The sequence below is a fragment of the Thermosporothrix sp. COM3 genome (assembly GCF_059696735.1).
In genome coordinates this window covers 2,844,417-2,869,487 of sequence record NZ_AP019376.1, presented here as the reverse complement: position 1 = coordinate 2,869,487, position 25,071 = coordinate 2,844,417, and the positions used below count along the sequence as shown (strand labels likewise).

The 25,071-nt window shown below is 55.3% G+C and carries 20 protein-coding genes; 10 read left to right on the top strand and 10 right to left on the bottom strand.

Annotated elements, in window-relative coordinates:
* The first annotated feature begins 2 nt into the window (after nt 1-2).
* Both KTH_RS12370 and KTH_RS12365 read left to right on the top strand, forming a co-directional pair.
* Entirely contained in the window at nt 3-470 is a 468-nt protein-coding gene (locus KTH_RS12370) for a PPOX class F420-dependent oxidoreductase (protein WP_111325661.1), read from the top strand.
* Nucleotides 467-1,993 carry an amidase gene (locus KTH_RS12365; protein ID WP_497618946.1) on the top strand — a complete coding sequence of 509 codons (1,527 nt, stop codon included), beginning with the start codon at nt 467-469 and terminating at the stop codon, nt 1,991-1,993. Before KTH_RS12370 ends, KTH_RS12365 begins: the two co-directional genes overlap by 4 nt.
* On the opposite strand, the gene KTH_RS12360 is transcribed toward KTH_RS12365, so the two are convergent.
* Genes KTH_RS12360 through KTH_RS12350 form a run of 3 tightly spaced genes read right to left on the bottom strand, consistent with a single transcriptional unit; the run spans nt 1,959 to nt 4,174 of the window.
* Nucleotides 1,959-2,354, bottom strand: a complete 396-nt coding sequence (locus KTH_RS12360) for a PPOX class F420-dependent oxidoreductase (RefSeq protein ID WP_497618944.1) — start codon at nt 2,352-2,354, stop codon at nt 1,959-1,961. The genes KTH_RS12365 and KTH_RS12360 overlap by 35 nt on opposite strands.
* A 12-nt stretch (nt 2,355-2,366) precedes the next feature.
* Nucleotides 2,367-3,332 carry a carbohydrate ABC transporter permease gene (locus KTH_RS12355; protein ID WP_497618942.1) on the bottom strand — a complete coding sequence of 322 codons (966 nt, stop codon included), beginning with the start codon at nt 3,330-3,332 and terminating at the stop codon, nt 2,367-2,369.
* Nucleotides 3,329-4,174, bottom strand: a complete 846-nt coding sequence (locus KTH_RS12350; protein WP_497618940.1) for a carbohydrate ABC transporter permease — start codon at nt 4,172-4,174, stop codon at nt 3,329-3,331. The genes KTH_RS12355 and KTH_RS12350 overlap by 4 nt, the downstream gene beginning before the upstream one ends.
* A gap of 443 nt (nt 4,175-4,617) precedes the next feature.
* Between KTH_RS12350 and KTH_RS12345 the strand changes: the two genes are divergently transcribed.
* The 7 genes from KTH_RS12345 (at nt 4,618) to KTH_RS12315 (ending at nt 12,390) form a co-directional block, all read left to right on the top strand.
* Nucleotides 4,618-5,871 carry an MFS transporter gene (locus KTH_RS12345; RefSeq protein WP_497618938.1) on the top strand — a complete coding sequence of 418 codons (1,254 nt, stop codon included), beginning with the start codon at nt 4,618-4,620 and terminating at the stop codon, nt 5,869-5,871.
* A 165-nt stretch (nt 5,872-6,036) separates the two neighbouring features.
* Nucleotides 6,037-6,732, top strand: coding sequence for a phytanoyl-CoA dioxygenase family protein (locus KTH_RS12340; RefSeq protein WP_497618936.1), 696 nt, complete (start codon nt 6,037-6,039; stop codon nt 6,730-6,732).
* A 70-nt stretch (nt 6,733-6,802) separates the two neighbouring features.
* Entirely contained in the window at nt 6,803-7,888 is a 1,086-nt protein-coding gene (locus tag KTH_RS12335; RefSeq protein ID WP_497618934.1) for a GDSL-type esterase/lipase family protein, read from the top strand.
* A 24-nt stretch (nt 7,889-7,912) separates the two neighbouring features.
* Nucleotides 7,913-9,679: an asparagine synthase (glutamine-hydrolyzing) gene (asnB, locus tag KTH_RS12330; RefSeq protein WP_497618932.1), complete on the top strand. Its 1,767-nt coding sequence runs from the start codon at nt 7,913-7,915 to the stop codon at nt 9,677-9,679.
* Nucleotides 9,680-9,698: 19 nt separating this feature from the next.
* Nucleotides 9,699-10,973 carry a hypothetical protein gene (locus KTH_RS12325; RefSeq protein ID WP_497618930.1) on the top strand — a complete coding sequence of 425 codons (1,275 nt, stop codon included), beginning with the start codon at nt 9,699-9,701 and terminating at the stop codon, nt 10,971-10,973.
* A 668-nt stretch (nt 10,974-11,641) separates the two neighbouring features.
* Nucleotides 11,642-12,001 (top strand): helix-turn-helix domain-containing protein, encoded by a 360-nt coding sequence (locus KTH_RS12320; RefSeq protein ID WP_497618928.1) that lies wholly within the window; start codon nt 11,642-11,644, stop codon nt 11,999-12,001.
* Nucleotides 11,998-12,390 (top strand): IS1 family transposase, encoded by a 393-nt coding sequence (locus tag KTH_RS12315; protein WP_497618926.1) that lies wholly within the window; start codon nt 11,998-12,000, stop codon nt 12,388-12,390. Before KTH_RS12320 ends, KTH_RS12315 begins: the two co-directional genes overlap by 4 nt.
* A gap of 378 nt (nt 12,391-12,768) precedes the next feature.
* Here the strand turns inward: KTH_RS12315 and KTH_RS12310 are convergent, their stop codons facing one another.
* The 7 genes from KTH_RS12310 to KTH_RS12280 form a co-directional block, all read right to left on the bottom strand.
* Entirely contained in the window at nt 12,769-13,965 is a 1,197-nt protein-coding gene (locus tag KTH_RS12310; RefSeq protein WP_497618924.1) for an RNA-guided endonuclease InsQ/TnpB family protein, read from the bottom strand.
* 726 nt (nt 13,966-14,691) lie between these two features.
* Nucleotides 14,692-15,117, bottom strand: a complete 426-nt coding sequence (locus KTH_RS12305) for a nitroreductase family deazaflavin-dependent oxidoreductase (RefSeq protein WP_497618922.1) — start codon at nt 15,115-15,117, stop codon at nt 14,692-14,694.
* Between the two features lie 194 nt (nt 15,118-15,311).
* Nucleotides 15,312-17,363: a beta-galactosidase gene (locus KTH_RS12300; RefSeq protein ID WP_497618920.1), complete on the bottom strand. Its 2,052-nt coding sequence runs from the start codon at nt 17,361-17,363 to the stop codon at nt 15,312-15,314.
* A gap of 19 nt (nt 17,364-17,382) precedes the next feature.
* Entirely contained in the window at nt 17,383-19,758 is a 2,376-nt protein-coding gene (gene yicI, locus KTH_RS12295; RefSeq protein WP_497618918.1) for an alpha-xylosidase, read from the bottom strand.
* Nucleotides 19,759-19,777: 19 nt separating this feature from the next.
* Complete coding sequence (locus KTH_RS12290) at nt 19,778-20,638, bottom strand: carbohydrate ABC transporter permease (RefSeq protein WP_111321183.1); 861 nt, start codon at nt 20,636-20,638, stop codon at nt 19,778-19,780.
* A 16-nt stretch (nt 20,639-20,654) separates the two neighbouring features.
* Complete coding sequence (locus KTH_RS12285; protein WP_246046457.1) at nt 20,655-21,662, bottom strand: carbohydrate ABC transporter permease; 1,008 nt, start codon at nt 21,660-21,662, stop codon at nt 20,655-20,657.
* 86 nt (nt 21,663-21,748) lie between these two features.
* Nucleotides 21,749-23,209: an ABC transporter substrate-binding protein gene (locus KTH_RS12280; RefSeq protein ID WP_497618916.1), complete on the bottom strand. Its 1,461-nt coding sequence runs from the start codon at nt 23,207-23,209 to the stop codon at nt 21,749-21,751.
* 469 nt (nt 23,210-23,678) lie between these two features.
* Between KTH_RS12280 and KTH_RS12275 the strand changes: the two genes are divergently transcribed.
* Nucleotides 23,679-24,725, top strand: a complete 1,047-nt coding sequence (locus tag KTH_RS12275) for a LacI family DNA-binding transcriptional regulator (protein WP_111321179.1) — start codon at nt 23,679-23,681, stop codon at nt 24,723-24,725.
* The last annotated feature ends 346 nt before the right edge of the window (nt 24,726-25,071 follow it).

Genomic DNA, 25,071 nt, shown 5'->3' with positions numbered 1-25,071 from the left:
TTATGGAAACAGCGCTTCCTGAAAGCTTGCTTGATCTCTTTCAACGTCCGATACTCGGTCACCTGGCTACAGTGATGCCCGATGGCAGGCCGCAGGCCACACCTGTCTGGGTTGATTATGATGGCACGTACATTCTCATTAATACCACCGAACAGCGGCAGAAAGCGAAGAACATGCGTGCTCGTCCACGCGTGGCGCTTGAACTGGTCGATCCCGACGATGACTATCGCTGGCTTGCGATTCGCGGGCGCGTCGTTGAGGCGACCACTGAAGGAGCTGTAGAGCAGCTTGAGCGGCTCGTAGAGCGCTATCGGGGAACATCGCATTTCCCCCATACAGAGCCGGGAGAGGTCCGGGTTCTGTTTAAGATTGTGCCAGAACATGTGACTGCCTGGTATGGTGCGCATGAGCTTCCGGCGCGGCGGCAGAAGGCAATAGAGCGCTATCAGCGGCGGATGACCCGGCAATGATTGAAGAGCCGAATGAGCAGCGCTTACAGGAGATAGCTCACCTGTACGGCCTGACGCTGGATGAGGAAGACCTTGCGTTCTTCCGTCAGATGATTCGGCGCTCGCTGGCCACCTATCACCGGTTTGACGCGCTGACGCAATCACCGCCAGTTACCCCGGGGCCCAGGGCCTTTACGCGCCCTTCTGAGGCCGAGAATCCATACAATGCCTGGTACTGTACCTGCGCTGTGCGGCGAGCGAGCGAGGGACCACTGATCGGGAAACGGATCGCGCTGAAAGATACAATCGCTCTGGCCGGGGTGCCGATGATGGTCGGCGCGGCGCTCCTGGGCGACTATGTGCCGGATGAGGATGCGACCGTTGTGTCACGGGTGCTCGATGCCGGGGGCGAGATCTGCGGAAAGGCCGTCTGTGAGCAGTTCTGTTTCTCGGCAGGGAGCCATACGACCGATACGGGGGCGGTGCGAAATCCGCGTCAGCCTGCCTGTTCTGCTGGAGGCTCTTCCAGCGGGTGCGCGGCGCTCGTTGCGGCCGGGGCCTGTGATATGGCGCTTGGAGGCGATCAAGGGGGCTCAATTCGGGTGCCGAGCGCGTGGTGTGGCGTCTATGGCCTGAAGCCGACCTTTGGTCTGGTTCCCTATACAGGTGTTTTTCCGCTAGAGCCGACCCTGGATCATGTGGGACCTATGGCGGCTTCAGTGGCTGATGTTGCGCTGTTACTCGATGTGATCGCGGGCGCGGACGGGCTTGACCCCCGACAGTCAGGAGTCTCCTTTGCGCCCTGCCTGCCAGGTCTGACGGAGCCGATTGATGGCTTGCGTGTGGGGTTGCTGCGTGAAGGGTTTGGCTGGCCCGGGCTCTCGGAGGAGGCGGTTGATGTGTGCGTCGAACAGGCGGCGCTCAGCCTGCGGGAGGTTGGTGCCACAGTAGAGGCCGTCTCACTGCCTCTGCATCGCGATGGGGTGACGCTGCTTGCACCACTCTATTTTGAGGGTGGTTGGATGACTGTCTTTGTGCAGCGCGGGCGGGCGGCAACAAGCAAGGGATACACTCCGCTTGCACTGCTTGCCGCAATGGATCGGGGGCAGCGCGAGCGCATACACACCCTGTCGGATGTCGCGAAGCTGCATCTTTTGCTCGGACATTACCTGCATGAAGACTATCATGGTGCATACTACGCGAGGGCACAGAATGGTGTTCCGGCGCTCACCCGGGCCTACGATGCGCTTTTTCAGCAGGTCGATCTGCTGGTGCTGCCCACAACCCCGATGCGAGCATGCAGGCTGCCCGAGGCCGGAGCAACGCGAGAAGAGCGCTTTACACAGGTCAATTCCGTGACGGTCAATACCTGTCCGTTTAATGCGACCGGCCACCCGGCGCTCAGCGTGCCCTGTGGCGTAATTGATGGATTGCCTGTGGGCATGATGCTGGTCGGGCGGCGCGGTGAGGATGCGTTAGTGTTGCGAGCAGCGGCGGCCTTTGAGCACCTCACTGAGCGATCACACGTTCGGGCTCAATTTTGACAATCAGCCGTGTTTCGCCCGGAACCCGTGAGGGATAGGTTGGCACGCCGAGATAGCGCTGTGAGAGCCGGTCTATATGCTCTTCAGCGCCATCGGCGGTGGCCTCGATGACGCGCCCCATGATCATCAGCTTGCGTGAGGCGTTGTCGGGGTCAACAATGTCGAGCGCCACCGAGGGCCGCTCACGCATATTTCGCTCCTTCTTTCGCCCCGCAGCCGTGTTAACAAGCAATAGAGAGCCGTCGTAATCGATCCAGACGGGGGTGATCTGTGGGCTTCCATCCTCCATAATGGTTGCTAGATGTGCGAGAATGGGCCTCTGAACAAGGTCGAGGTGGCTTTCCGGTATCATAACTACCATCCTTTCTTGCATCTAATGCTGTTCGTCCTGATAGAAAACCCAGTGACGTGAGGTCAGGAAGGCAATTCCGGTAAAGAGGGCGATAAGCAGCAGGAGAATCCAGGCCATCGCAGAGGCGTAGCCCATACGGAAGTTTCCAAAGCCCTCAAGGTAGATGTAGAGCGTGTAGAAGAGCGATGAGTCGAGCACGCCGCCGGTTCCTCCGCTCAGGATAAAGGCGGGTGTGAATGCCTGAAAGGCTGCTATCATCTGCAAGATCATATTGAAAAAGATTAACGGTGTGAGCATTGGCAGGGTGATGTGAAAGAAGGTCCTGAGCGGTCCCGCACCGTCAACGGCTGCCGCCTCATAGAGCTCACGCGGGATCTGTCGCAAGCCCGCCAGAAAGATAATCATGGGTGAGCCGAACTGCCAGAGTGCCAGCGCAACCAGCGTCAGCAGCGCCTGCCGTGGGTGTAAGATCCAGGTCCCGGCATGCTGTACGCCAAACAGGCTGGCGAGCTGCTCGGCAATGCTGCCCGGGCCAAACATCTGCCGCCACAGGATCGCGATGGCGACGCTGCCACCAAGCAAGGAGGGAATGTAGAAGATAGCGCGATACATGGCGAGTCCGCGCACCCCCTTGTTCAGCACCAGCGCCAGGAGCAGCGCAAAAACCAGCTTGAGCGGCACCGAGAGAAAAACATAGGAAAAGGTGACTTGAAGGGCCGTCAGAAAGCGGGGATCCCCTGGCAGGGTGAGGTAATTCTGTAGTCCGATCCACTGCGGCGCGGACAGCAGGTCGAAGCGCGTAAAGGAGAGATAGAGTGATGCAAGGATCGGGCCAATGGTCAGCAGGAAGAGCCCGAGCAGCCAGGGAAGCAGGAACAGATAGCCGCTGACGTTCTCTCTTTTTGCCGCTGCGCTCTTCTTCTGTGCCTGCCTGACAGCTTTCTCCTGGCTCTCAATGCTCTTTTGTTGTGAAATGGGTAATGTCATCCTCGTATTCCTGTCGTTGCAATACCACTTATCAAGAAGCGCTGGAAGAGGAAAAAGAAGGCGATAATCGGGATAAGCGAAAGCACCGACATCGCGAAGAGTGCCCCATATTCCGTATTGCCACTGTTATCAAGAAAAGCCCGAAGTGCTATAGAAACGGTATAGGTATTCTGGTCATTTAAGAAGATAAGCTGCGTGAAGAAATCGCTCCATGTCCAGATAAAGGTGAGAATGGCTGTGGTTGCCAGCGCGGGTAGAGAGAGAGGCAGGATGATGCGCCAGTAGAGTTGAAAAGCGTTACATCCATCAATACGGGCTGCGGAGTCCAGTTCACGCGGGATCGTGCGAATAAACTGAACCAGAAGAAAGATAAAGAAGGTATCGGTGGCCAGAAACTTCGGGACAATCAGTGGAAGAAATGTATTGATCCAACCAAGATGTAGAAAAAGGATATATTGCGGTACAACAAGCACATGATAGGGTAACATAACGGTAACCAGCATCAGCGCGAACCAGACGCGTTTGAGCCGAAAGCGAAGACGTGCAAACACGTATGCCGCCATTGAGCAGGCAAGCACGTTCCCTGCAACAGCCCCGATGCAGACAAACAGAGAGTTCCCGAGAAAGAGCCCAAAGGGATACTGGAGCGCGTTCCAGCCCGTCCGGTAGTTGTCCAGGGTAAGCGAGCGGGGAAGCAAGCTCATATCCTGGATAGAGGCCGCTGGCTTGAACGAAGAGGAGAACAGCCAGAGCAGCGGATAGAGCATAATAAACGAGCCGAGAATAAGCAGGATATGCCAGATAAAACGGGTGGATACCCTGTAGAGCGTTGTATGACGCACTTCTTCCTCCTTTCGACTGGAAGGGGTGCAGGGCTTTGTCGCTTGTAAGCAATGAAGCGAAGCTATGAACAATTATACGTGTTCAGCCAATTTTTCCCGGCTGTGCATCTCTGGTACGACTCGGGAATAGTGCCCATAGACACCAGTCTCTGCCAGAGTTCTCTTTAGTATACCGTATTTGATGAGCAAAAGATATGTCCATCCCAGTTAAGCAGTATGAACGCGCTTCTCGGCCTCTTGTATAGCTGAACTTGATTGCTGGCTTGCTCTGCCGATTAAGAGATAGAGAGAGGGCTGAGGTGTGGTGGTGTGCTTCGCGTTTCCTCTCCGGGTATGCCTCATTCATGTTATTGAAAGAATTCACACTTTTTTCTGTGCAATTGAACTGCTCAGTACAATATATAGTATTGCTCTTTTCATAAAGTACTGACAGAAAGGATTGTATGATTTTCGTTCGTACGTTGAAGAAGCCTGTGCTTGCCCTGCTGTGGAGCGGTCAGACGCTTTCAGCCTTCGGCAGTCAGTTTTCGGGCATGGCGCTCCTCTGGCTGACAACACAGAAGCTAGGCGGCGTGGCGGGCTTCATCTTCGGGATAACGACGCTTGTCGCTTTGCTGTTTGGCCCTCTTGGTGGGATTATTGCGGATCGTGTGGATAGGGGAAAACTGCTCATCTGGACTGATATTGCTCGTGCTCTCTTGCTTGGTATCCTTGTGATTATGACGGTGCTGACCGGCGTTCAGATAGGCTTGCTTGTTTGTGTGGTGCTGGCTATAGAGCTGCTTGGCACTATCTTTGATCCCGCGCTGACGGCAAGTCTGCCAATGCTGGCAGGAGACACCAGGACACTGTATGAAACAAACTGGGTCATGGAGACAACGAAGCGGCTCGCAAGGACGATTTGCCCGGCAATCTCCGGGGTGATCCTCGCGGTTCTTCCTTTCTTCGCCTTCTTCTCGCTCGATGCGCTGAGCTTTGTGGTATCAGCGGGCTCGCTGCTGTTGATCTGGAAGCGTCTGCTCTCGCCTCCGCAGGTGCATGAGGAGCAGCCGCCGAAAAAGCAGGCCTTCTTTCTCGACCTCTGGCGCGATATCGCAACCGGCTATACGCTTGCGCGAAAGAACACGGTCTTCTTCTGGTCACTGATCGTGCTTGGCATCACCAATATTGCATGGAGTGCGGCGTATATGATCGGGTTGCCGCTGTGGGTGCAGCATACGTTTCATGAGAACGCTGCGCTGTGGGGCATGATCGCCAGCGCGTATGGCCTGGGCAACATTTGCAGCGTCTTTCTGGGCGTGTTGAAGAAGCGTCTGCTGTTGTTGATGTACCTGGGAAAGATGCTTCAGGGTGCCAGTTTCCTGCTTCTTGTGCTGGCTGGAACGGGATATATGGCTGTAGGAAGTATGTTTCTTGGTGCAATTGGTGGCTCGCTGGCAGAACTGATTCTGGTGATGGTGCTACAAACTCAATTCCCCTCTGAACACCTCGGCAAACTCTACAGCCTGCAACGGACCATCAGCAATGTAGGGATCTCGCTTGGCAGCATGGGTGCAAGCCTGCTGTATGCGCACCTCTCGCCCGCCGCTGGCATTGCGCTGTGTGGCGTGGTCATTCTGCTGTGTGGCGGGTCCAGCCTCTTCTTGCTTGCTCCACGATTTCAGGAGCGGGAAATACAGGCGGCTAGCGTACTATAGCTGTCTGCCTGCTCCTCTGGGGAATTCAATTTATCTTTTGAAATTTTGCCCATTTTATGGTGGTATTGCTTGTGAGAATAAAGACATGCAAAAAGATAGATTGTATGTCCAGGTGTTTCTTGCTGTATTTCTAGAGAATGCCTGACAAAGAAAGGACGTGATGGCATGTTGACAGAAGCACAACGCTCACAGTACCAGGAGCAGGGATATCTCATTCTGCCTCATCTCTTTACTCGCGAGGAGATGGAAGCGGCGAGCGCTGAATGTGAGCGCTTTCAGGCGATGGTGGCCGATTGGGAGGAGAGTTCTGGCGACTTCAACCTTGAAGCGCCTGGAGGCGGCTTTTTCGGGATGCAGGGTGGTGTGAAGAGCTATAAGGGTGTACTGCGAAAAGTCCATAACGTGATTGCGCATTCTGCTCTTTTTAAAAGCTTTTCCGAAGATCCCCGTATTACCGAGCTGATGCAAGCGATCATTGGCCCGCGTTTGCAGGTGACGACTACGGTGCTCTGGTTCAAGCCGTCACGCGTTGGATCGGCCAAGCCGTGGCATCAGGAACTTGCCTATTTTACGGAGCGTGGCCTGATAGAAACAAGTATCTGGATCGCGATTGATCCTGCAACAAAAGAGAATGGATGTATGCAGTTTATCCCCGGTTCACATAAGCTCGGGTTGATTCCTCATGACGGAGATGAGTTACAGCTTGATGAGCAACGCGTTGATGTCTCGAAGGCCATCTACTGCGAGCTTGAGCCTGGTTCGGCGGTGATGTTCCATAGCCTGATTCTCCATAAGACCGCCGAGAACCTGTCAGATAAGCCCCGCCGCTCATGTACATTCCAGTATAACCGTCCTGCCTGATTTCTCGCTTCAAGACGTGTTGTGAGAGAAGCGCACGCGTTGTTCGCATTGAGAAAGGAACCGGAGAGCTATGGTACAGCGGATCGCTCCTGATGATCCACGGCTTACCTATGAGGGAAGCATCTCGTTGCTGAAGACACCGCAATGGGTCGCCCCGTGGCGTATCCCCTATCAGGAAGCGCCTCTTTTCTTCCCCAACGGCTATGGAAAGACCGGCATCCCTTCGGGTGTGGGGCGGGCGGCGATGCCTTCAGGAGTACGCATCGTCTTAAAGAGTGATACGACGCTGCTTGCGGGCACCTTTGAAGCCGACCCGCCACCCTCGACGCTCCGCGAACCGGCGGAAATTCCCCGGCTTGATCTCTCTATCAATGGGACATTGTGGGAGACAATCGAGCAGGGGGATACCGGTTCCTTTCAATTTCTCAACCTGCCAGCCGGAGAAAAGACGCTGGCGCTCTGGCTGCCACACTACAATCAATTTCGGCTCTGCTCGCTTCAGATCAGCGACGGGGCCACGCTGGAACCTGTTCACGATACGCGGCCACGCTGGCTGATCTTTGGCGATTCGACCACTCAGGGGCGCGGTGCTGCCTCTCCATCGCAGATCTGGCCTGCGCTGTTTGCTCGAAGCTGCGGCTTTCATCTGGTCTCGCTTGCGATGGGTGATGGCTGCCATTTGCAGGTGATGTTTGCTCGCCTGATGCGCGATCTGGATGCGGACCTGCTGACGATCTGTGTGGGAGGCAACATCTACGAGCGGGGGAGCCTGAATGCCTATTCCTTCCGCTCGGCGCTGATCGGCTTTATTCAGATTGTGCGAGAAAAGCATCCAGAAACGCCTTTTGTGGTTATATCCCCTATTTATACCCCCTCGTTGGAACAGCGCCCCGGTCCCGGCGGGCTCTCATTCCAGGGCATCCGGGAGGAGATTCAGACGGCGCTGGCGATCCTGCGCGAGGCTGGCGATCGGCATGTGTACTACCTGGATGGGCGCGCGCTGTTCGGGCCCGAGCATGTTCACCTGTTTTTGCCGGAGAAGGGTGACCTGTTGCACCCCGGCGCTGAGGGCTATCGTGCCTGCGCCTTGAATTTCGAGGAATGGTATTGCACGCATATTGCTCCTTTCTACGCCTTTCCCTCTCGAAAAGTATAATGCTGGCTGGAAAGGAGCCTCTGTATGTGTGGATTGGTTGGCATCTACTCGCGTGCCTGCTCACCCGAACAGAAACAGATTCTACTTGCTCGGATGCTTGCGGCTATCGAGCATCGCGGCCCTGATGGCGTGGCGATGTATAGCGATGAGGAGGCAGGCATTGCGCTCTGTCGCCTGGCAATTGTGGATAGGGCCTGTGCGAGCCCGCTGCACTGGAACGAGGACGACACCTGTGTGCTGGCGCTCAATGGCGAGATCTACAATCACCGGGAGCTCCGTAAGCAGTTGAGCAAGCATCGTTTCCGCTCGCAGACGGATGCGGAAGTGCTCTTGCATGCGTTTGAGGAGTGGGGTATACAAAGCGTTCAGACGCTTGATGGAGATTTCGCCTTTGTGTTCTGGGATCGGCTGGCGAAGCGTGGCGTGCTGGTTCGCGATCGAAGCGGGGTCAAGCCGCTCTATTACGCACGCATCGGGGACGGGCTGGTGTTTGCCTCAGAGCTGAAGGCGCTTCTGGCGGGCTTTCCGGAGCTTGCGCAGCTCTCCTTGCAGGCGCTTGCTCGCTATCTGACGCACCGCTTTGTGCCGGGCCCGCGGACGATCTTTCAGAAGATCATGAAGCTACAGCCCGGTTGTTATCTCACCTTTTCGGCTGTAGATGAGCCTGAGCAGCGGCGTTACTGGGATTATCCTCGAGAAGAGGTGATAGCCTATGACGAAGAAGCGCAGATTGTCAGGGGACGCGCCCTGTTAGAGGCGGCGGTGACTGCTCGCTTGGCTGATGAGGTGACATATGGCGTGCTGCTCAGTGGTGGACTGGATTCGAGCCTGTTGACTGCGATGGCTGCCCGAGCCAGTCAGGATCCCTTGCAGACGTTCTCGGTTGTCTTTTTTGGGAATGCGTTGCTTGAGGAGAGCGTCTCGGAGCACCGCTATAGCCGGCTGGTTGCCCGAACAACGGGCACACGGCACGCAGAATTACCGGTTGACGCGGAGCTCTTTATGCATGCCTGTACGAAAGCGCTATATCAGCTTGAGGAGCCGATTGCGGACCCGCCTGCTGTGTTGTTGCACCTGCTCTGTGATTGGATCAAGCAGGCAGGGGTGACGGTTCTGTTATCGGGTGAGGGCGCCGACGAACTCTTTGCGGGCTATCCAGTCTATGCGCAGCCGCGTCCCGGTTATATGGGGATGGGCGTGCTGTTCACCGAGGAAGAGAAGGCGCAGCTTCTCTCATTCGAGGCACTCCCGGAGCCGCTTCAATTGCCTGCGACCGTGCGTTCGTGGGATTGGCTGCATCAGATGCTCTATGTCGATTGTACCTGCTGGTTGGTGGACGATCTGCTTCTGAAGGCGGATAAGATGGGCATGCTATCCGCTGTTGAGATTCGCGTCCCGTTTCTGGATCATCGTGTTGCTGAATATGCCTTTTCGCTGCCTCCACAGGCCAAACGGAACGGTTCGATGAACAAGTATCTGCTACGCAAGATCGCCGAGCCCTATTTGCCCGAGACCATCATTCACCAGCACAAGCGTGGCTTCCCTTTGCCGCTTGGTATCTGGTTGAAGGGGGAACTGCGCTCGTGGGTTGAGGCGCTGCTGCTGGACGGGCTGAGGCGGCGCGGATACTTTGAGCCTGTGGCGCTTGAGCGTCTGCTACAGGGCTATTTCGAGGAAGAGATCCCTCACGATGCGTACCGCCCTCACCATATGATCTGGGCGCTTGTGACGCTGGAACTGTTTCTTCAATCGCTGCAATCGGGCAATGTGCAGACAAAGCCTCAGTCATGAGGATCGAGAGGAAATGAGCATGCTTACACCGCTATTTGAGCTGCTTCGTTGTAGCTGGCCGCGTCCAGGCGAACAGCCGGAGTGGGATGCGCCACTGATGCCGACGCTTCCACAGCCAGACTGGCAAGAGATACAAGACGAGATTGCCTATGTGATCGACTGGAACCGCTTCTTTGCGGGCTCGCTGCGCTACTGGGGCTCCTATCCTCATCGGGGAGAGATGCGCGGTTTTCATGTTGTTTTTCAGCTTCGGCTTTGTGTGAGTGGAACCCTGCATGTGAAGGCATCTCATGCGTGTACGATCAGGCGCGATGGGGCCGTACTGGCTACGGGCGCTTCCTGTACGCTTGAGGTGCGGCCCGGGGACTGTCTGGAAGTCGCGGACTGGCAGCGCTCTGGCCGCTGGCAGTGGAGTGCAGCACTGCAGGTGGGGCAGGATGATACATGGATCGACGAAGCGCGGAGACGGGTTGAGCGGCGTCTGCAACAGCCCAATGGCCCGACGTTGAAGATGTATTTTGATGGCAGGACGCCGCTTCGGACGGCGCTGGCACTCTATAGCATGGTGCTGAATGGCTATCAGCCAGCGCAGGTGCTTGTCTTTGGAGAGTATCAATGGAGCGAGCAGAGTCGCAGGCGCTTCGCCGAACTGTTCCCCTTTGCCCGGATCGTGCCGACCGATGAGGTGCTTGAGCATGTTCGTCTGCTTGCCGGGACGCGGCTTGTAGAGCTGGCTTTGCGTCACTGGTTCGTGATGAAGGGCTGTATCGGGCCACTCTATCCGCCTGCTGACTACTGTTTTATGGATGACGATATCTTTGTGCTACAGCCGGTTCAGGACGCGCTTACGGCGTTTCAACGTCATCAGTTGGTCTACATTCCCGATCAGGACCATAGCGCGGAATATGAGGCATTCTGGGGGCGTCCCGCACATGGGACGGGGGAGATGAACACAGGGCTGTACTGGTTGCGACGTCGGCGGGAGGCGCGCGCGCTTGCGGAGACAATGGTACAGGTTGCGCCACGGATCGCGGAGATGGGAATTCCGATTCGCTATATCTGGGATCAGGGGCTGATCGCAACGCATTGCGTGCAGGGGAAGGCGTATCAGCTTCCCTCAACGCGCTACTTTTATCCCTATCTGGATGGCCTGCCGGGCGGCATCATGGGATATGACTATGCGCTGAATCCGTGTGGGTTTACCTGTGTGCACTATGGGGCAATGGATAAGCCATCGGACCGCGTGGCGAGCCTGCTTGCGCGTGATGTGCTGCACCTCGATCGACCGGACTAAAAAAAGAGCCCGCGATTCCAGCCTGTGAGGCCGGGCGGGCTCTTTCATAGCGTTTCTAATTCGTGGTTTCTGCTTCTAAGGCTTTCTCGGCACGGAGCTCGGTTTCGTAGCTGTAAAGCATATAGCCAAATGAACCTACGAAAATAAGCAGGAGCAAGAAGAGAAGAATAAAGGTGAACATATGCACTTCCTTTCCGTGGGAGAACAAAACAACATCCTATTTTGAACATACAACATTTTTTACATTACATAACGATGATACATATTGACGCTATAAAAGGCCGAAAAAGCATAGATATCTGTTTTTCGTTCGCCTGTCGCACTATGGCCACCGATCCGAACGAAGACAGCGGATCACGCATTCAGAAAATGCTACATACTTGCTCTCGGTTGCTTCAGGGTTGAAGAACCGACTCATACATAAAGAGCGTCTACAGAGGAGACAAACAACAAGATGAGTAGATGGTCATGTGCTCTGAGGAGGGAACGGGTATCTCCCTCAGAAGACATGCCGAGGGCTGTGCATACATGTAGCATATGTCGAGAGAACGTACATGCACAGCTTTCGTGAGAACCCTACTAGCAGTATACAGCATTTTTCATTTTTAATCAATACGCAGTTGTTTTCAGGAGTGGCGAAGCTAAGAGAGATATGATACAATGGCAACATGAAGAATCCCCCCTGTCCTTCTTGTCAGCAGGAACAGTATGTCATCAAGAGTGGCCTCAATCACACCCGGTCACAACGCTATCGCTGTCAGCATTGCCAGCACTATTTCACGCTGGATCGTAAGCCTCATGGCTATGGCGATTCTCTGCGCAAACAGGCTCTCCAACTGTATCTGGAAGGCACCAGTTTTCGTGCCATTGGCCGCCTTTTGGGGATTCATCATCAAACCGTGAGCAACTGGATCAGCCAAGCTGCTCAGGCTCTCCCTCGCGCAGACGCTCCTGCTGGCCCCATCGAGACGCTCGAACTCGATGAACTGTATACCTATCTTCAGCAGAAAAAAAAGATGTCTACGTGATCTTGGCGGTCGAGCGTGGCAGTGGCTTGATTGTAGGCCACCTGGTCAGCCAGACTCGCAGTCTCGCCTGTTTGCAAAGCTTCATCGATTCGCTCCCTCCTGCTCACCGCTACGCCAGTGATGGACACGCCGCCTATCAAGAAGCGATTTGGCCTGAAGGCGGCCAACACGTCCTTTCGGTAGGGAAGGAAGAGACGTTCACCGTCGAAAGCGTGAATGCGAACCTGCGTACCTATCTGAAGCGACTTGCCCGCCGCAGTCGGTGTTTTAGCCGCTCGCTGCGCGCCTTACGTGAGGCCGTGCGGCTCTTTGTCTATTACTATAACCACCGGCAACACATCTATCTCACCCATCCTTCCTATCGGGGACGTTTACCTCTCCTGAATTAGCCACTCCCTTGTTTTCTCGCTGTGAGCAAGCAAACGCTACCCCGTCTATACAGGGTAGCGCTGAATCACCGTTCTCTGTTTCGTTCGGAAATGGTGGTGATTGGAGAAAAGAAACTGATAAAAGGTCAATTACCTCCTCCTTCAGGGGGAGGCTTGTGCCTGGACTTCACCGCAGTTCAGCCTTCTTCACAGAGGGCTGCTTTGGCTTCCTTGTCCGACACATCAGGGACAAGTGACACCTGCCCCGTTCTCGTCCGGCAGGACCGGGCGAGAAGCGTTCTCCATTCGCCACGTATAACAGTTCACGGCGCAATCGGCCTTTGCTGTATACTACTTCATATTGACACTCCCCAGGCCTGACGGCCGGGGATTCTTCCTTCATCCAGCCTGCTTGCGCGGCGCCGCAGTGCGACGACGCGTAGCGGCAGGCTGTCCAGAAGCGTTCGACGAGACACCCTCGTCGGTTCCCGTCTGCCCGACGGTACCCTGTAGAGCCTTCTGCAAGATATTCAAGGCGGCATTGTGATCTCGGTCGAGGAGCAGACCACAGCCAGGACACAGATGGGTACGCACACTCAAGCTCTTCTTGACCCGCTGCCCACAACGAGAACAGTCCTGGGTTGTAAAGGCCGGTTCCACCCCGATCACCGGAACACGATGCAGCGTGCCGTAGTATCTCACCCACCAGAGGAAGCGACCCCACGCCGCGTCAGCGATACTCTTGGCCAGATGACGGTTCTTGACGAGATGGCGGATCTGCAAGGCTTCGTAGGCAATCACGTCGTGAGACGAGACAAGCGCGTTCGCCTGCTTTCTGGCGACATCCTCGCGCTGCCGTTGCACCTTGAGATACGCTTTGCTGAGGGCTTGACGGGCTTTGCGCCGATTGGCGGAGCGCTTCTGCGTCTTCGAGAGCCGACGATGTAGCCGCTTGAGCCGCCGTTCCGCCTTGCAGAGATACTGAGGAGGAGCCACGGTGTTGCCTTCGGAGTCAGTGAAGAAGGCACGCAGCCCCAGATCAATGCCCACCTGCTTGCCAGAGGGCTGATGCTCGACGCGTCGAGTGGCCGCCACCGCGAATTGGCAAGAATACCCATCAGCCCGCCGGAGCAGTCGTACCCGCTTGATCTGTGAGAGGGGAAAGGCCATGATATCACGCGAGCCGATGAGGCGCAGCCGACCAATGCCACAGCCATCTGTGAACCGAATGTGTACCCCATCAGGATCCAGCTTCCAGCCCGTCTGCTTGTCCTCGACACTGCGACAATCGTGCTGGAACTGAGGAGAGCCCTTCTTTCCTGGTTTCTTCTTCTTGCAATGCTCATAGAAGCGGGAGATGGCAGCCCACGCCCGATCAGCGGCAGCTTGCCGGGCCTGCGAGTTGAGGGAGAGCGCAAAGGGAAATTGTTTGGCGAGCACAGCGCAATACCGCTGCAGGTCATTCCTGGAGACGCCGCGTGCATCCATCCAGAGGCGCAGGCACGTGTTGCGAATGAACTGGGTGGTGCGGATGGCTTCCTCGATGGCGGCGAATTGCGCCTTCGACCCATCGAGCTTGTATTCGTAGATCAGCATCCCTTGCTCCTTGTTCGTCCTCACTATCTTCGCGTATTCTCGCACAACGATTGCCTTCTGTCAAGCGAAGGGGAACGTTCTGCCTCTGATGGCTTCCTGCGCCATCCATCCCCTTGGCTGAAGCCAGGGGCCTTCTGCCGCTTTTTGGTAACATCATCGGAAGAGCTTGTCAAGCATTCTGATGTAAATACCATTTTTGAAGGGAAGACTTTGCTGTTCTCTCTTTGGCACGCTTCTGGAGCTGTTGCAGCAGGCCCATTCCTCTCCCTCTGAAGACGGGAGCTTTCGGGGCCGTCTCCTTGATGTCGCTATTGTAGCAGCGAAAGTCTGAAGCTGCATAAAGAATATAGAAAGATTTTGCTTCCATCGACGAAAAAAACAATAGTGCTTAATGGGCAAGAGTGAGCGAAAGCAGCGCATGAAACAGGCGAACAGGAAAAGCGCGATCCTCCCGAAGAGAAAGAAGCCGCCCGGAACACCCGAGCGACTTCTAACAAAGCAACAATTGCATTTTCCGGATGGGAGGTAATACCAGATGAAGTATAGCAGATGTGAGCGTATTTATATATTAAAATCTTGTTAAGATATTGCTTGACCGGAAAATTGGCTTATCTGACGAAACAGGAGCAGGTGTGAGATCGCATAAACAGGGTGTTCCCTGCCTCGTGGCTTGCTGGATGCGGTATCAATCCGGAGCATGCTGCTGCACGAAACAGGGACAATGCCTTACTTGTTTTTCTGGCGTTCAAGCAGAAATACGGGAATGACACGCGTCGTTTTCTGCTGATATTCTGCATAGGGCGCAAAAATGCTTGCCGCGTGGGCATAGGCCTTGCCGCGCTCCTCACCTGTCAGCAGACGTGCTTTTGCAGGAAATGTTTCGGCGCCGGTTTCAACGGTGACATCGGGATGGGCCAGCAGGTTGTAGTACCAGTGCGGGTTGCTCGGGGCTCCGCCTTTGGAGGCAACAGCAAGATAGTTTTCCCCATATGGAACGGACATCAGCGGGTAGGTGCGAGGCTGACCGGTTTTCGCGCCCTTTGTGTTGAGCAGGATGAGGTCGCCGCCCTCCGGGCCTTTCACCTTGCCATGCTTTGCGCGAAACTCCTCGATCACACGGTTGTTAAATTCGTTCCAGGATGTACTGCTCATACGATTTCACCTTTACCTTTTGTGGAGGATGACTCTCTTCTGAATAGAATCAGGAAGAAATTTTCTCTCCTTTTATAATAACAAGCGAGGAAAGACTTTTATTCCTGGAGACGGCCCGTGCGGGCTTGTTTCAGCCAGCACAGGCCGTGATGACCGGTGAGTTGCTATCGCCTCTTTTCGAGATTTGCTGTCCGCTATGCCTTCAAGATTGCCACACCTCGCGGAGCCAGTTGAAGCTGCTCAACTGGCTCTGCTGGCGGCTCTCCGGGTGCAAGAAGCTGGACGTATAGCGGTGCTGGCAACGAGATAGAGACGGGCTCTTCCGTATGGTTGAGCACAAAGAAGAGGGGCCCATTCTTCCCTGCACGGCAGGTGACCTCGACACCAGCGGGCACGGGAAGCGGAGCGCTTATACCGAGTTCGGCAAGCAACTGTGTGAAGAAGCTGGAAAGCGCGCGCTTCTCGGGACGAGTCGCGATATAAATGGCGCGTCCGCGCCAAATTCGATGCTCGGTGATGGCCGGGTGACCTGCGTAGAAGTCGCTTCCGAAGCGGGCGAGCGCAGTCGCTCCCTCCAGGTGCACAATGTCGCACCACGTTGAGCAGTCGTACACGCCCTCGGGAAGCAGCCCCCCTGGTTCCGCGATGAGCTGGTTGCGCATGTCGGGTTCCAGCGGGTCGCATTCCTCAACCCAGATTCCAAGCGTGCGGCGCAAGGGGCCCGGGTAGCCGCCCAACCAGGCCCGAGTATCCTCGTCAACGATGCTGCTGAAGTAGCCCGTGATAAAGGTGCCGCCCTGCTCAACGTAGCGCTCTATTGCCTCAGCCTGCCGCTTGCTGACCATGTTCAGGAGCGGCGCGATGACCAGATCATAGCCGCTGAACTCGTGATCTGGCGAGATAACGTCAACGGCAATGTTCTGTTCCCAGAGCGCCTGATAGTGGTGAAGCACCTCTTCGAGATAGTTGAGCGCCTGGCTGAGGCTTGGCCGGTATTCGAGATTCCACCAGTTGGGCCAGCTAAACAGGAGCGCAACCCGCGCCGGGACACGGGTTCCGAGCGTTTGTTTTTCGAGCGTGGCAAGCTGCTTGCCGATCTCAGCGACATCGCGGAAGACGCGTGTATGCTCATGGCCCGCGTGACTGACAATTGCGCCGTGGAACATCTCGGCCGCGCCCTGTGACTGTCTCCACTGGAAATACATCACGGCGTCCGAGCCGTGCGCAACCGCCTGATAGCTATGCAGCCGCAGCATGCCAGGGCGCTTGAGCGAGTTATAGGCCATCCATTGCGCCTGGCTTGGCGTCTGCTCCATCAGCAACCACGGTTGGCCATGCTTGAGCCCTCGCATCAGATCATGCCAGAAGGCCAGATGAGCCGGTGGCGTTGTGCGTGTCGGGTAGGAGTCCCAGGCGATGATATCCATATGCGGAGCCCAGGAGAAGTAGTCCAGCGGCTGAAAGAAGCCCATCAGGTTGGTGGTGACGGGGATCTCTGGCGTTAACTCGCGCAGCACCTCGGCCTCGTTCAGGTAGCATTCCAGGTTCATGTCAGATGTAAAGCGCCGCCAGTCCAGCGAGAGCCCTTGAAAGCTCGTCTCTCCCCGCTTGTTCGGAGGGTTAATCTGTTCCCAATTGGTGTAGGTGTGACCCCAGAAGCGTGTGTTCCAGTGCCGGTTCAGCGCGTCGAGCGTCTGATAGCGTGCTTGCAGCCAGCTTCGGAAACGAGCGCGGCACCGCTCACAATAGCAGGGAGAGCCGTAATATTCGTTGCTCACATGCCAGATGGCAAGGGCTGGATGCCTGCCATAACGTAGCGCCAGTTGCCGTGCCAGATTTCGTGCCAGCCGTCGAAAGTCGGGGCTGGTCGGGCAATAGTTTTGCCGGTTGCCGTGTTCATGTCGGAGCCCCTGCTCGTCGACAGGGAGCGCATCCGGATACGCCTGAGAGAGCCAGGCAGGCTGTGCCGCGGTGCCTGTGCCCAGACAGACGAAGATCTGATGTTGAGCTAGCAGATCCATGATGGAATCAAGCCAGTCAAACGTGAATGTCTGCTCGTCTGGCTGTAGCGAGCCCCAACTGAAGACGCCAACCGTTGCGATATTGACCCCGGCAAGCTGCATCAGGCGCAGATCTTCCGACCAGACCTCAGGGTCCCATTGCTCGGGATTATAATCTGCTCCATAGCAGATGGCCTGCACGCGCTCTAGAAGCGTTTGGACGCGGCGGGATTCCTCGGTATGCAAACGGGTCTGTCCTTTCTCTCTACATCCATGTTACCAGTATTGAACCATCAGCCTGCCTGTTCCAGCGAGGCCCGGTTGTGCTTCCCTGCACAATGTTCTGGCCGTTCACCGTGACAGCTTCGACTGGCGTTGTTCCCTCCAGTGGAAGCAGGCGGAGCGCCCCTTCACGTTTGGCTCCTGTCACCTGAATATGGAGCTCTTTGCCCGCCCGTGTGGCTGAAAGAGCGGTGATACCATCGGTGTCATGCAACGCATATGAGCCGCTCTCAAACAGGTAGGCGTTGAAGGTCACATTGGTGAATGGCTCATCGGTGGTAAAGGCTTGCGGCTCGATGGTCGGGAGAAGCGAGTTCGCTCGCACGTAGAGCGGCATCGTTTCCAGGGGCGCTTGTACCGTGATGAAGCGTGAACCGGTCAGCACGTTTCCTGTCCAGTAATCAACCCAGTTGCCCGCGGGAAGATAGACGGTGCGCTCTCCGCTCTCGTTGAAGATAGGAGCGACAAGCAGCGCCTCACCGAACATATATTGTAAGTCCAGCGTGTGGGTTGCCGGGTCTTCGGGATATTCCAGTACCATCGGGCGCAGCAAGGGCAGGCCGGTTTCAGCAGCGATGCAGGCGTAGCTATAGATATAGGGCAACAGCCGATAGCGTAGCCGAGCGTACTCACGGAAAACGTGCAGCGCGGTTTCGCCATAATCCCAGGGAAGGCGCGTCGTGTTGCCGTGAGCCCGCGTCATGGGCGAGAGCAGGCCAAATTGTGACCAGCGCGTGTAGAGTTCGTTTGTTGGCTGGATGGTGAAGCCGCCTACATCGTGGCTCCAGAAGGCATGCCCGCACATCGCCATACTCAGGCCGCCGCGCAGCGTAGAGGCCATTGCCGGGAAGGTGCAGTTCGCGTCGCCGCCCCATTGTGCCGCGTGGCGCTGTCCTCCGGCATAGGATGCCCGCGCCCAGACCAGCCCCGTATGACCGGTCTCTTCGGCAGTAACCTCGGCGACTGCATCGTTGTAGAGCAGCGCATACAGGTTATGCAGCTCTTCCCCATGAATGCCGCTGTGCGCGACCGCATCGGCGGGAATGCCTTCACCAAAGTCAGTCTTAAAGACATCGACACCAAGACGCAGATGTTCGCGCAGAAGCTCCTTGAACCAGGCAATCGCTGCCGGGTTGGTAACGTCAAGGATGCCAACGGGCGGGTGAAAGCCTCCCCAGATATCGACAACGTAGGTTTCGCCTGCGGGATTCTTCAGGAAATAGCCCTTCTCGCTGGCCTCATGGAAGCGCTGGCTCTCGATCCCGATGTAGGGATTGATCCAGAGGCAGACCTTGAAATGGAGCGCTTTCAATTGTGCCAGCATGCCCGCAGGATCGGGGAACATTTCAGTATCCCAGAGCAGTTCAGACCAGCGTCCGAAGCGCTGCCAGTAGCAGTCAAGATGCAGCACATCACAGGGTATCTGCTGTTCACGAATCATACGCGCTCTACTCAGCACCGCCTCGGCGCTATCTCGTTGAAAGCCCGAAGACATCCAGACGCCAAGCGACCATTTCGGAGGCAGGATCGGAAAGCTGACGAGCTCACAATAGCGGGTGACGATCGTCTTAAGATCGGGACCGGTAATCACATAGTAATCCAGCTCATCGCCCGGGTTGGTGATGCTGAACGACGCGGTGTTGCTGGCGACCATATCGAAAGCAACCGCACGGGCGCTATCAACGAAGATCCCATACTTGCGCGAACTGACGAAGAAGGGTACGTTTTTATAGGCCCGCTCGCTCCAGACGCCGCCGCAATCCATGTTCCATGTCTGGATACGCTGCCCACGTTTGTCGAAATCGGTGAATTTCTCACCCAGGCCATAGAAATGCTCGTCAGGTTCCGCGGTAAAGCTATCGTGGAAGGCGACACGCTTGCCCTCGACCGTGCTGAAGCCGAACGGCAGAACTGTCAGTTTCATCCGCACATTGGTGCGCTCGCTGTAGTTTTGTGAGAGCAGCAGGCGATCGTCCGCATCATAGAAGGCCATATGGAAGGGGTCAAGCGAGAGTTCAACCCGCAGCTCATCGGTGCGGAGGCTTATACCTGTGCTATGAGATACTCTCTTGACCGGGACGGGTGAGAGCTCGCGTGCGAATTTGACCGTATCACTCTGGCTGTCGCACGCCTGAAGGCGCACCCGGACGATGCCCGACGCGACAAAGGTGAGTGTTATATCAACCTCGACGTTGCTGGTGGTGATGCCGCGCAGGGTGATGCCATGCTCATACTGCTGGCGTGGTTTGGCCTGCCGCACATATTCGGGATCAGCCGGGTCGCCGGGCTGGCGCACGGGCAACGCCGGGGCGGGCGTGTAGAAATAATTATAGGGCAGGAGGGGGGCATTTTCCGCCATTGACTCTGGTTCTCCTTATCTAGGATTTGATCGCGCCTGCGACGCCATTGATAAAATAGCTTTGCAGCAGCACGAAAATGAAAATGATCGGTGCCAGCGTAATCACGGAACCGGCACACAGGTAGGTCCACTGCGTTGAGTTCTGGCCGACAAAGGCGAACATCCCGACCGCCAGTGTGCGCAGCTCTGGCACGCCGAGCGTAAAAACCAGCGGCACGAAGAAACTGTTCCAGGTGCCGATGAAGGTAAAAAGGGCAACAGTAGCGATCATCGGCCCTGACAACGGAAGCATCACCCGCCAGAAAAGCTGGTGAAAGCTGGCTCCATCCACGCGTGCAGCATCTTCCAGTTCACGTTGCATGGAGGAGAAATATCCCATAAAGAGAAAGGTGTTAAAAACCATTCCCCCCGCGGTTTGCACCAGGATAACCGACCAGAGCGTGTCAAGCAAGCCCAGGCGCTGCACAATGTCGAAAACCGGGATAATGGTATAGCCATGCGGGAGAAACATGGTCAGCGCCACCAGACCGAGAAACAGCTTTTTCCCGGGAAATTCCTTGCGAGCCAGCACATAGCCTGCCATTGCGGTAAAGATCACGGTCAGGATGACGGTGAAGACCGTGACGAAAATGGTGTTGAAGAAATACTGGCTGAATGACGCTTCATTCCATGCGTTCACGTAGTTGGTCCATTCAAATTCCCGGGGAAAGATGCTCAGCCCTTCGTCAAAGAAGCCGTCCACGCTCTTGAACGAGCTTCCCAATGTCCACAGAAAGGGGTACATCCAGAGGATGCCACCAACGAAGAGCACCAGATGTGTGAGCAAACGCCCGAATTTGAGCCGGATACGTGGCCTTCGAGTGTGTAGAGATACTGCCATTTGTCTCCCCTTTCCTTTACTGCGTGTTGGCACGCCGACGAGCGATCTGACGGAAGGCGATGACCTGAAGGATCGAGAGGCCGAGCAGGATGATCCCATAGAAGAAGGAGGCAGCCGACGCAAAGCCAATATCTGGATCGACATATGTGGCTGAATAGCCGCCGAAAGCCTGATGATAGATGTAGGTGTTCACAACCTCACTGGCAAAGTATGGACCTCCCGCGGTCAACACCTGAACCAGATCAAAGACCTGCAAGCTTCCCAGAACCGCAAGAATCACGATAACCAGACCGACGCCGCGTAGCATGGGGATAGTGATAAAGAAGAAGCGGGCAAAAGCTCCGGCTCCGTCGATGCGCGCTGCCTCATAGAGCTCTGTCGGGATTGTTTGCAGGCCTGCCAGAAAATACACCAGATTGTACCCGAGGGTGTTCCAGATGCCGACGATAATCACGATCCAGAGGGCAAAGCGTGGGTCCGCCAGCCAGTCGATATGCTCATGAGACAGATGCAAAAACTGTAAAAGGTTGCTGATCGCATCTCCAAAATTGGAAAGGATCAGGCGAATGACGATGCCAACAACTGCCGCCGAGGTGACCACCGGGATGAAGTAAACGACCCGGTAGAAGGTGGCAAAGCGCAGCTTCGGATTGTTGAGCACGAGCGCCAGTGCCAGCGCCAGCGCCAGTTGCACCGGCACCAGAACGGCCATATAGATAAAGGTGTGAAGGAAGGATTGCCAGAAAATCGAATCCTGCATCACCCGTTGAAAGTTCTCCAGGCCGACAAAGTCGCTCGGGTCGCCAATGCCATTCCAGTTGTAGAGCGTATAGCCCAGAGAGGCAAAAAGCGGATAAACGATAAAGACAATCAGCAGGATTGCCATAGGGGCCAGATAGATATAGGACCAGCCCTGCGCGAGGATTTGTCGCCAGAGTGGTTGCTGTTTGCGCTCGGTTTTTCGGGCGGCTGGCTTCGGGTTGGCTTGAGCGGGTGGGCTCTGCATCCCTGACATACTGGACATGCACACGATCTCCCTTCGATGGATTGGTGAAAAGCAGCGCTATCCAGAGGAGGGCATGAGACGACCTCTGGACAGCATGACGGGCGTTATGAAGCCGGTTTGGTGATATAATCTTTTCCTGCCGCCGGGTCCCAATCCGGGAAGGCATAATCGGCAGCGCCCACCTTGTGACCTTTCTGCTGTGCCTGCTTGATCCCATCATCGAGAGATTTCTGCATGCGGGCTGCCAGCTCAGAGAGCGCGGCTTTGACGTCGCCGATCTGGCCGGTGTAGATTCCGGTCATAACATCGCTGATATCGGGCTTTACCGAGTTCTGGATAACTTGAGAGACTGCCGGGTTGCGTACCTCTGGAATTGGCGCTAGCAGCGAGAGTTTGGCGGTAGCGACATATTGAGCGAACTGCTTATCCTTGACGTTTGCGGGATCGTTATTTTCGGGATAGACCGAGAGATCCTCACCCATCTCAACCCATCGCTTCCCTGCTTCCTTGCTGTAGAGCCAATCCATCCAGGCCCAGGCTTCGTCAGCGTGTTTTGTTTTTGCCGACATGCCCCAGAGCGTTCCGCCGATACCATGATAGAAGTAGCCCTTAGGCTTTTCATCGGGCGTGGGCAGCGTCATCAAACTGAAGTCAGTGAATTTGTGCTGTTTCCATTCGGGCTGATTCCAGACGCCGCCAACGGTCATCCCGAACTTGCCGCGCTCGAACAGGGCGCGTGCCTGCTCGTCTGAAATGCTCATCGAGTTGGGATAGAAATAGTTTTTCTTCTTCCATTCAAGCAGAAGCTCGATAAAATCTGTGTAGGCGCGATCGGTGCCGAAGGTATATTTCCCGGTTCGGAGATCTTTGTCATACGCGCCGCCCACAGCGCCCGCTCCGCGCACAAACATTTCAAGCCACCAGGGGAGAATAAAGGCCTGCCCATTGCCAAACCCGAAGGGGAAGACGTCATTGTCGCCTTTCTTCTTGATCGCATCGGCGGCGCGCGAAATATCATCCCACGTTTGCGGAATCTTGACTGAGCCATCGGGATTGGTGATGCCCGCGGCCTTAAATACAGCATTATTGATGTAGAACTGAATCCAGGGAGCACTTCCAACAAGGGGGGCAGAATAAAGCTTCCCGTTGAAAATGTTGTTGCCCTCAAAAAAGGAGCCTTGCGGAAACTTTGAGCGCCATTCCTCCGTAGCCCACTTATCAAGCGGCATCAGCCAGCCTCTGGCAACCTGATCGTTGATTTTGGGAGTTGATGCGAGCATGAAGACATCAGGTTGTTTGTTACTTTTGATGGCAAGATCGAACAGGTTCGGGTACTGGTCAGTGACATTGGTGGTTTTCTTGATTTTGATGCTGGGGTGTTTCTGCTGGAACAGCTTAATTTCGTTATCCACCCACGGGGCCTGGGTGACCCAGTAATCCCAGAAGTTGAGCGTGACTGTGGAGGAGGAGGATGAGGGACCGCCACAGGCGACAAGAGCGCTGCCAAGCGTGGTCGCAGCAGCAGACATGAGAAAATACCGACGGTTTATGCGTGATCCTTGCATAACGTCATAACTCCTTTGTTGAAATAGAACACATACCAGAGTGTGTCAATGAGTGCCAATATATCAGAAGCAAAATAAGGCCATCTGCACGACTGGACATATTGTCGTACAGGCGTAAACTCTATTGCTTCAAGCGACAGATGCGCTCAGGTATGTCGGAGTGTTATCAATGCCTGCAAAATACCAGCTCGTCTGATGCGCTGTCGTTCAGCTTCGAACGAGCAGGCCATGAGAGATGGGTCATTGGGAACGTTCCTGGGATCGCTCCCAAGAAGAAGCGTACCATAGGAGTGGTAGATGTGTCAAGAGGGAAGCTTGCTGTTTTTCAGCTTCTAGCTGCCTGGCTTGTCCATGAAGGAGCGAGCGTATTTCCTTGCGCGAGCGGCAAAAGTTCCTTGACATGGTCCAATAGAATTCTGTATGCTAATTGAGAACGCTTCCAGGCAGAACACACAACGGGAGAACAGGAATGGCGCAATTAACCATTGAAGATATTGCCCGGCTGGCAGGTGTATCGCGCTCCACTGTATCGAGGGTGCTTAATAATCATCCGAACGTACGATCCGGGGTACGCGAGCATGTGCTGAACATTATTAATGAGAACGGATATACTCCACAGGCGGCGGCTCGGCATCTGGTAACGCAACGAACGCGTATTATTGGTGTGGTTTTTCCGCGTAGCGACTCTTTTATGCTGGCGAACCCAATTTTTGCATCGATCGGGCAGGGTATCGGACAGGTGTGCGCTCAACGAGGATATATGGCGATGCTCTCTCTGAGCTTGCGCGATATGGATCAGCAGATGATGCTGAATATGTTGCGGAGCCGTCATTTTGATGGGATTGTGTTGATAACCAGCGCGCAACACGATCATATCCCCGGCTTTTTAAAACAGGCAGAAATTCCTTACACCCGTATCGGCTATGATCCCTCACAGGATGACCCATATTATGTGGCGATCGATGAGGTTGAGGGGGCTTATAAAGCGGTGAAACACCTGATCTCGCTTGGTCACCGGCGCATCGCCATGATTACCGGTCCTTCATGGGAAAGCGTGTCTCCTGCTCGTCATCGTGGCTATCAAAATGCGCTGGCAGAGGCTGGAATCCCCTATGATCCTGAGCTGGTTCGTGAGGGTGATTGGTTGCACACCAGTGGCTACGATGCGACGCTTCAGTTCCTCTGTATGAAAGAGGTGCCAACTGCTCTCTTCTGTTCAAGCGATATGATGGCTGCCGGAGCGCTTCAGGCCTTATATGAGCAGGGAATAAAGGTGCCACAGGAGATGGCTGTTGTGGGTTTTGATGATGTCCCGCAAACGCGCATTATCATTCCACCATTGACAACCATTCGTCAGCCGACCGTTGAAATGGGGCGTATCGCGACTGAAATGCTGATCGATCAGCTTGAGGGGAAGAAATGCGAGCAGTCTCATGTTATTTTGCCAACCACACTGGTCGTACGTCAATCATGTGGCGCATTGCTTCAACAGCGACGCAAAGCACATGAGAGCTAAAAAGTGGCATATGCCTCGCGTCTCCTGGCAGATCTTCATGCAAAAAGGGGATATATTTTCGAGCCGTTCTAGAAAAATGTGGTATTATCTAGAAAGGCAGGAATGGCAGATAGAAGAATATCCCCTATTCTTCCTATACTGTCTCCTTTGACCTTCTTATTTCGACAAAACAAGTATGAAGAGGTTCTTGTATTTCCCCTGACACAGCGGGATAGGTGAAGACGTTGGTTGTGTGGACAGTCAAAACACGTGAAGCCAGTTATGATTTTAGCGAAGAACAGTCACCGTCATTTGGCTGGCGCTCCCTTATTGCCTGATTGAGGAGGGTGACTGTCAGCAGGGATAG

Bases quoted from the DNA above. Each gene is read 5' to 3' on its own strand.
- KTH_RS12370 (WP_111325661.1), top strand. From the start codon at position 3: ATGGAAACAGCGCTTCCTGAAAGCTTGCTTGATCTCTTTCAACGTCCG.
- KTH_RS12365 (WP_497618946.1), top strand. From the start codon at position 467: ATGATTGAAGAGCCGAATGAGCAGCGCTTACAGGAGATAGCTCACCTG.
- KTH_RS12360 (WP_497618944.1), bottom strand. From the start codon at position 2,354: ATGGTAGTTATGATACCGGAAAGCCACCTCGACCTTGTTCAGAGGCCC.
- KTH_RS12355 (WP_497618942.1), bottom strand. From the start codon at position 3,332: ATGACATTACCCATTTCACAACAAAAGAGCATTGAGAGCCAGGAGAAA.
- KTH_RS12345 (WP_497618938.1), top strand. From the start codon at position 4,618: ATGATTTTCGTTCGTACGTTGAAGAAGCCTGTGCTTGCCCTGCTGTGG.
- KTH_RS12340 (WP_497618936.1), top strand. From the start codon at position 6,037: ATGTTGACAGAAGCACAACGCTCACAGTACCAGGAGCAGGGATATCTC.
- KTH_RS12335 (WP_497618934.1), top strand. From the start codon at position 6,803: ATGGTACAGCGGATCGCTCCTGATGATCCACGGCTTACCTATGAGGGA.
- asnB (WP_497618932.1), top strand. From the start codon at position 7,913: ATGTGTGGATTGGTTGGCATCTACTCGCGTGCCTGCTCACCCGAACAG.
- KTH_RS12325 (WP_497618930.1), top strand. From the start codon at position 9,699: ATGCTTACACCGCTATTTGAGCTGCTTCGTTGTAGCTGGCCGCGTCCA.
- KTH_RS12320 (WP_497618928.1), top strand. From the start codon at position 11,642: ATGAAGAATCCCCCCTGTCCTTCTTGTCAGCAGGAACAGTATGTCATC.
- KTH_RS12310 (WP_497618924.1), bottom strand. From the start codon at position 13,965: ATGCTGATCTACGAATACAAGCTCGATGGGTCGAAGGCGCAATTCGCC.
- KTH_RS12305 (WP_497618922.1), bottom strand. From the start codon at position 15,117: ATGAGCAGTACATCCTGGAACGAATTTAACAACCGTGTGATCGAGGAG.
- yicI (WP_497618918.1), bottom strand. From the start codon at position 19,758: ATGGCGGAAAATGCCCCCCTCCTGCCCTATAATTATTTCTACACGCCC.
- KTH_RS12290 (WP_111321183.1), bottom strand. From the start codon at position 20,638: ATGGCAGTATCTCTACACACTCGAAGGCCACGTATCCGGCTCAAATTC.
- KTH_RS12285 (WP_246046457.1), bottom strand. From the start codon at position 21,662: ATGTCCAGTATGTCAGGGATGCAGAGCCCACCCGCTCAAGCCAACCCG.
- KTH_RS12280 (WP_497618916.1), bottom strand. From the start codon at position 23,209: ATGCAAGGATCACGCATAAACCGTCGGTATTTTCTCATGTCTGCTGCT.
- KTH_RS12275 (WP_111321179.1), top strand. From the start codon at position 23,679: ATGGCGCAATTAACCATTGAAGATATTGCCCGGCTGGCAGGTGTATCG.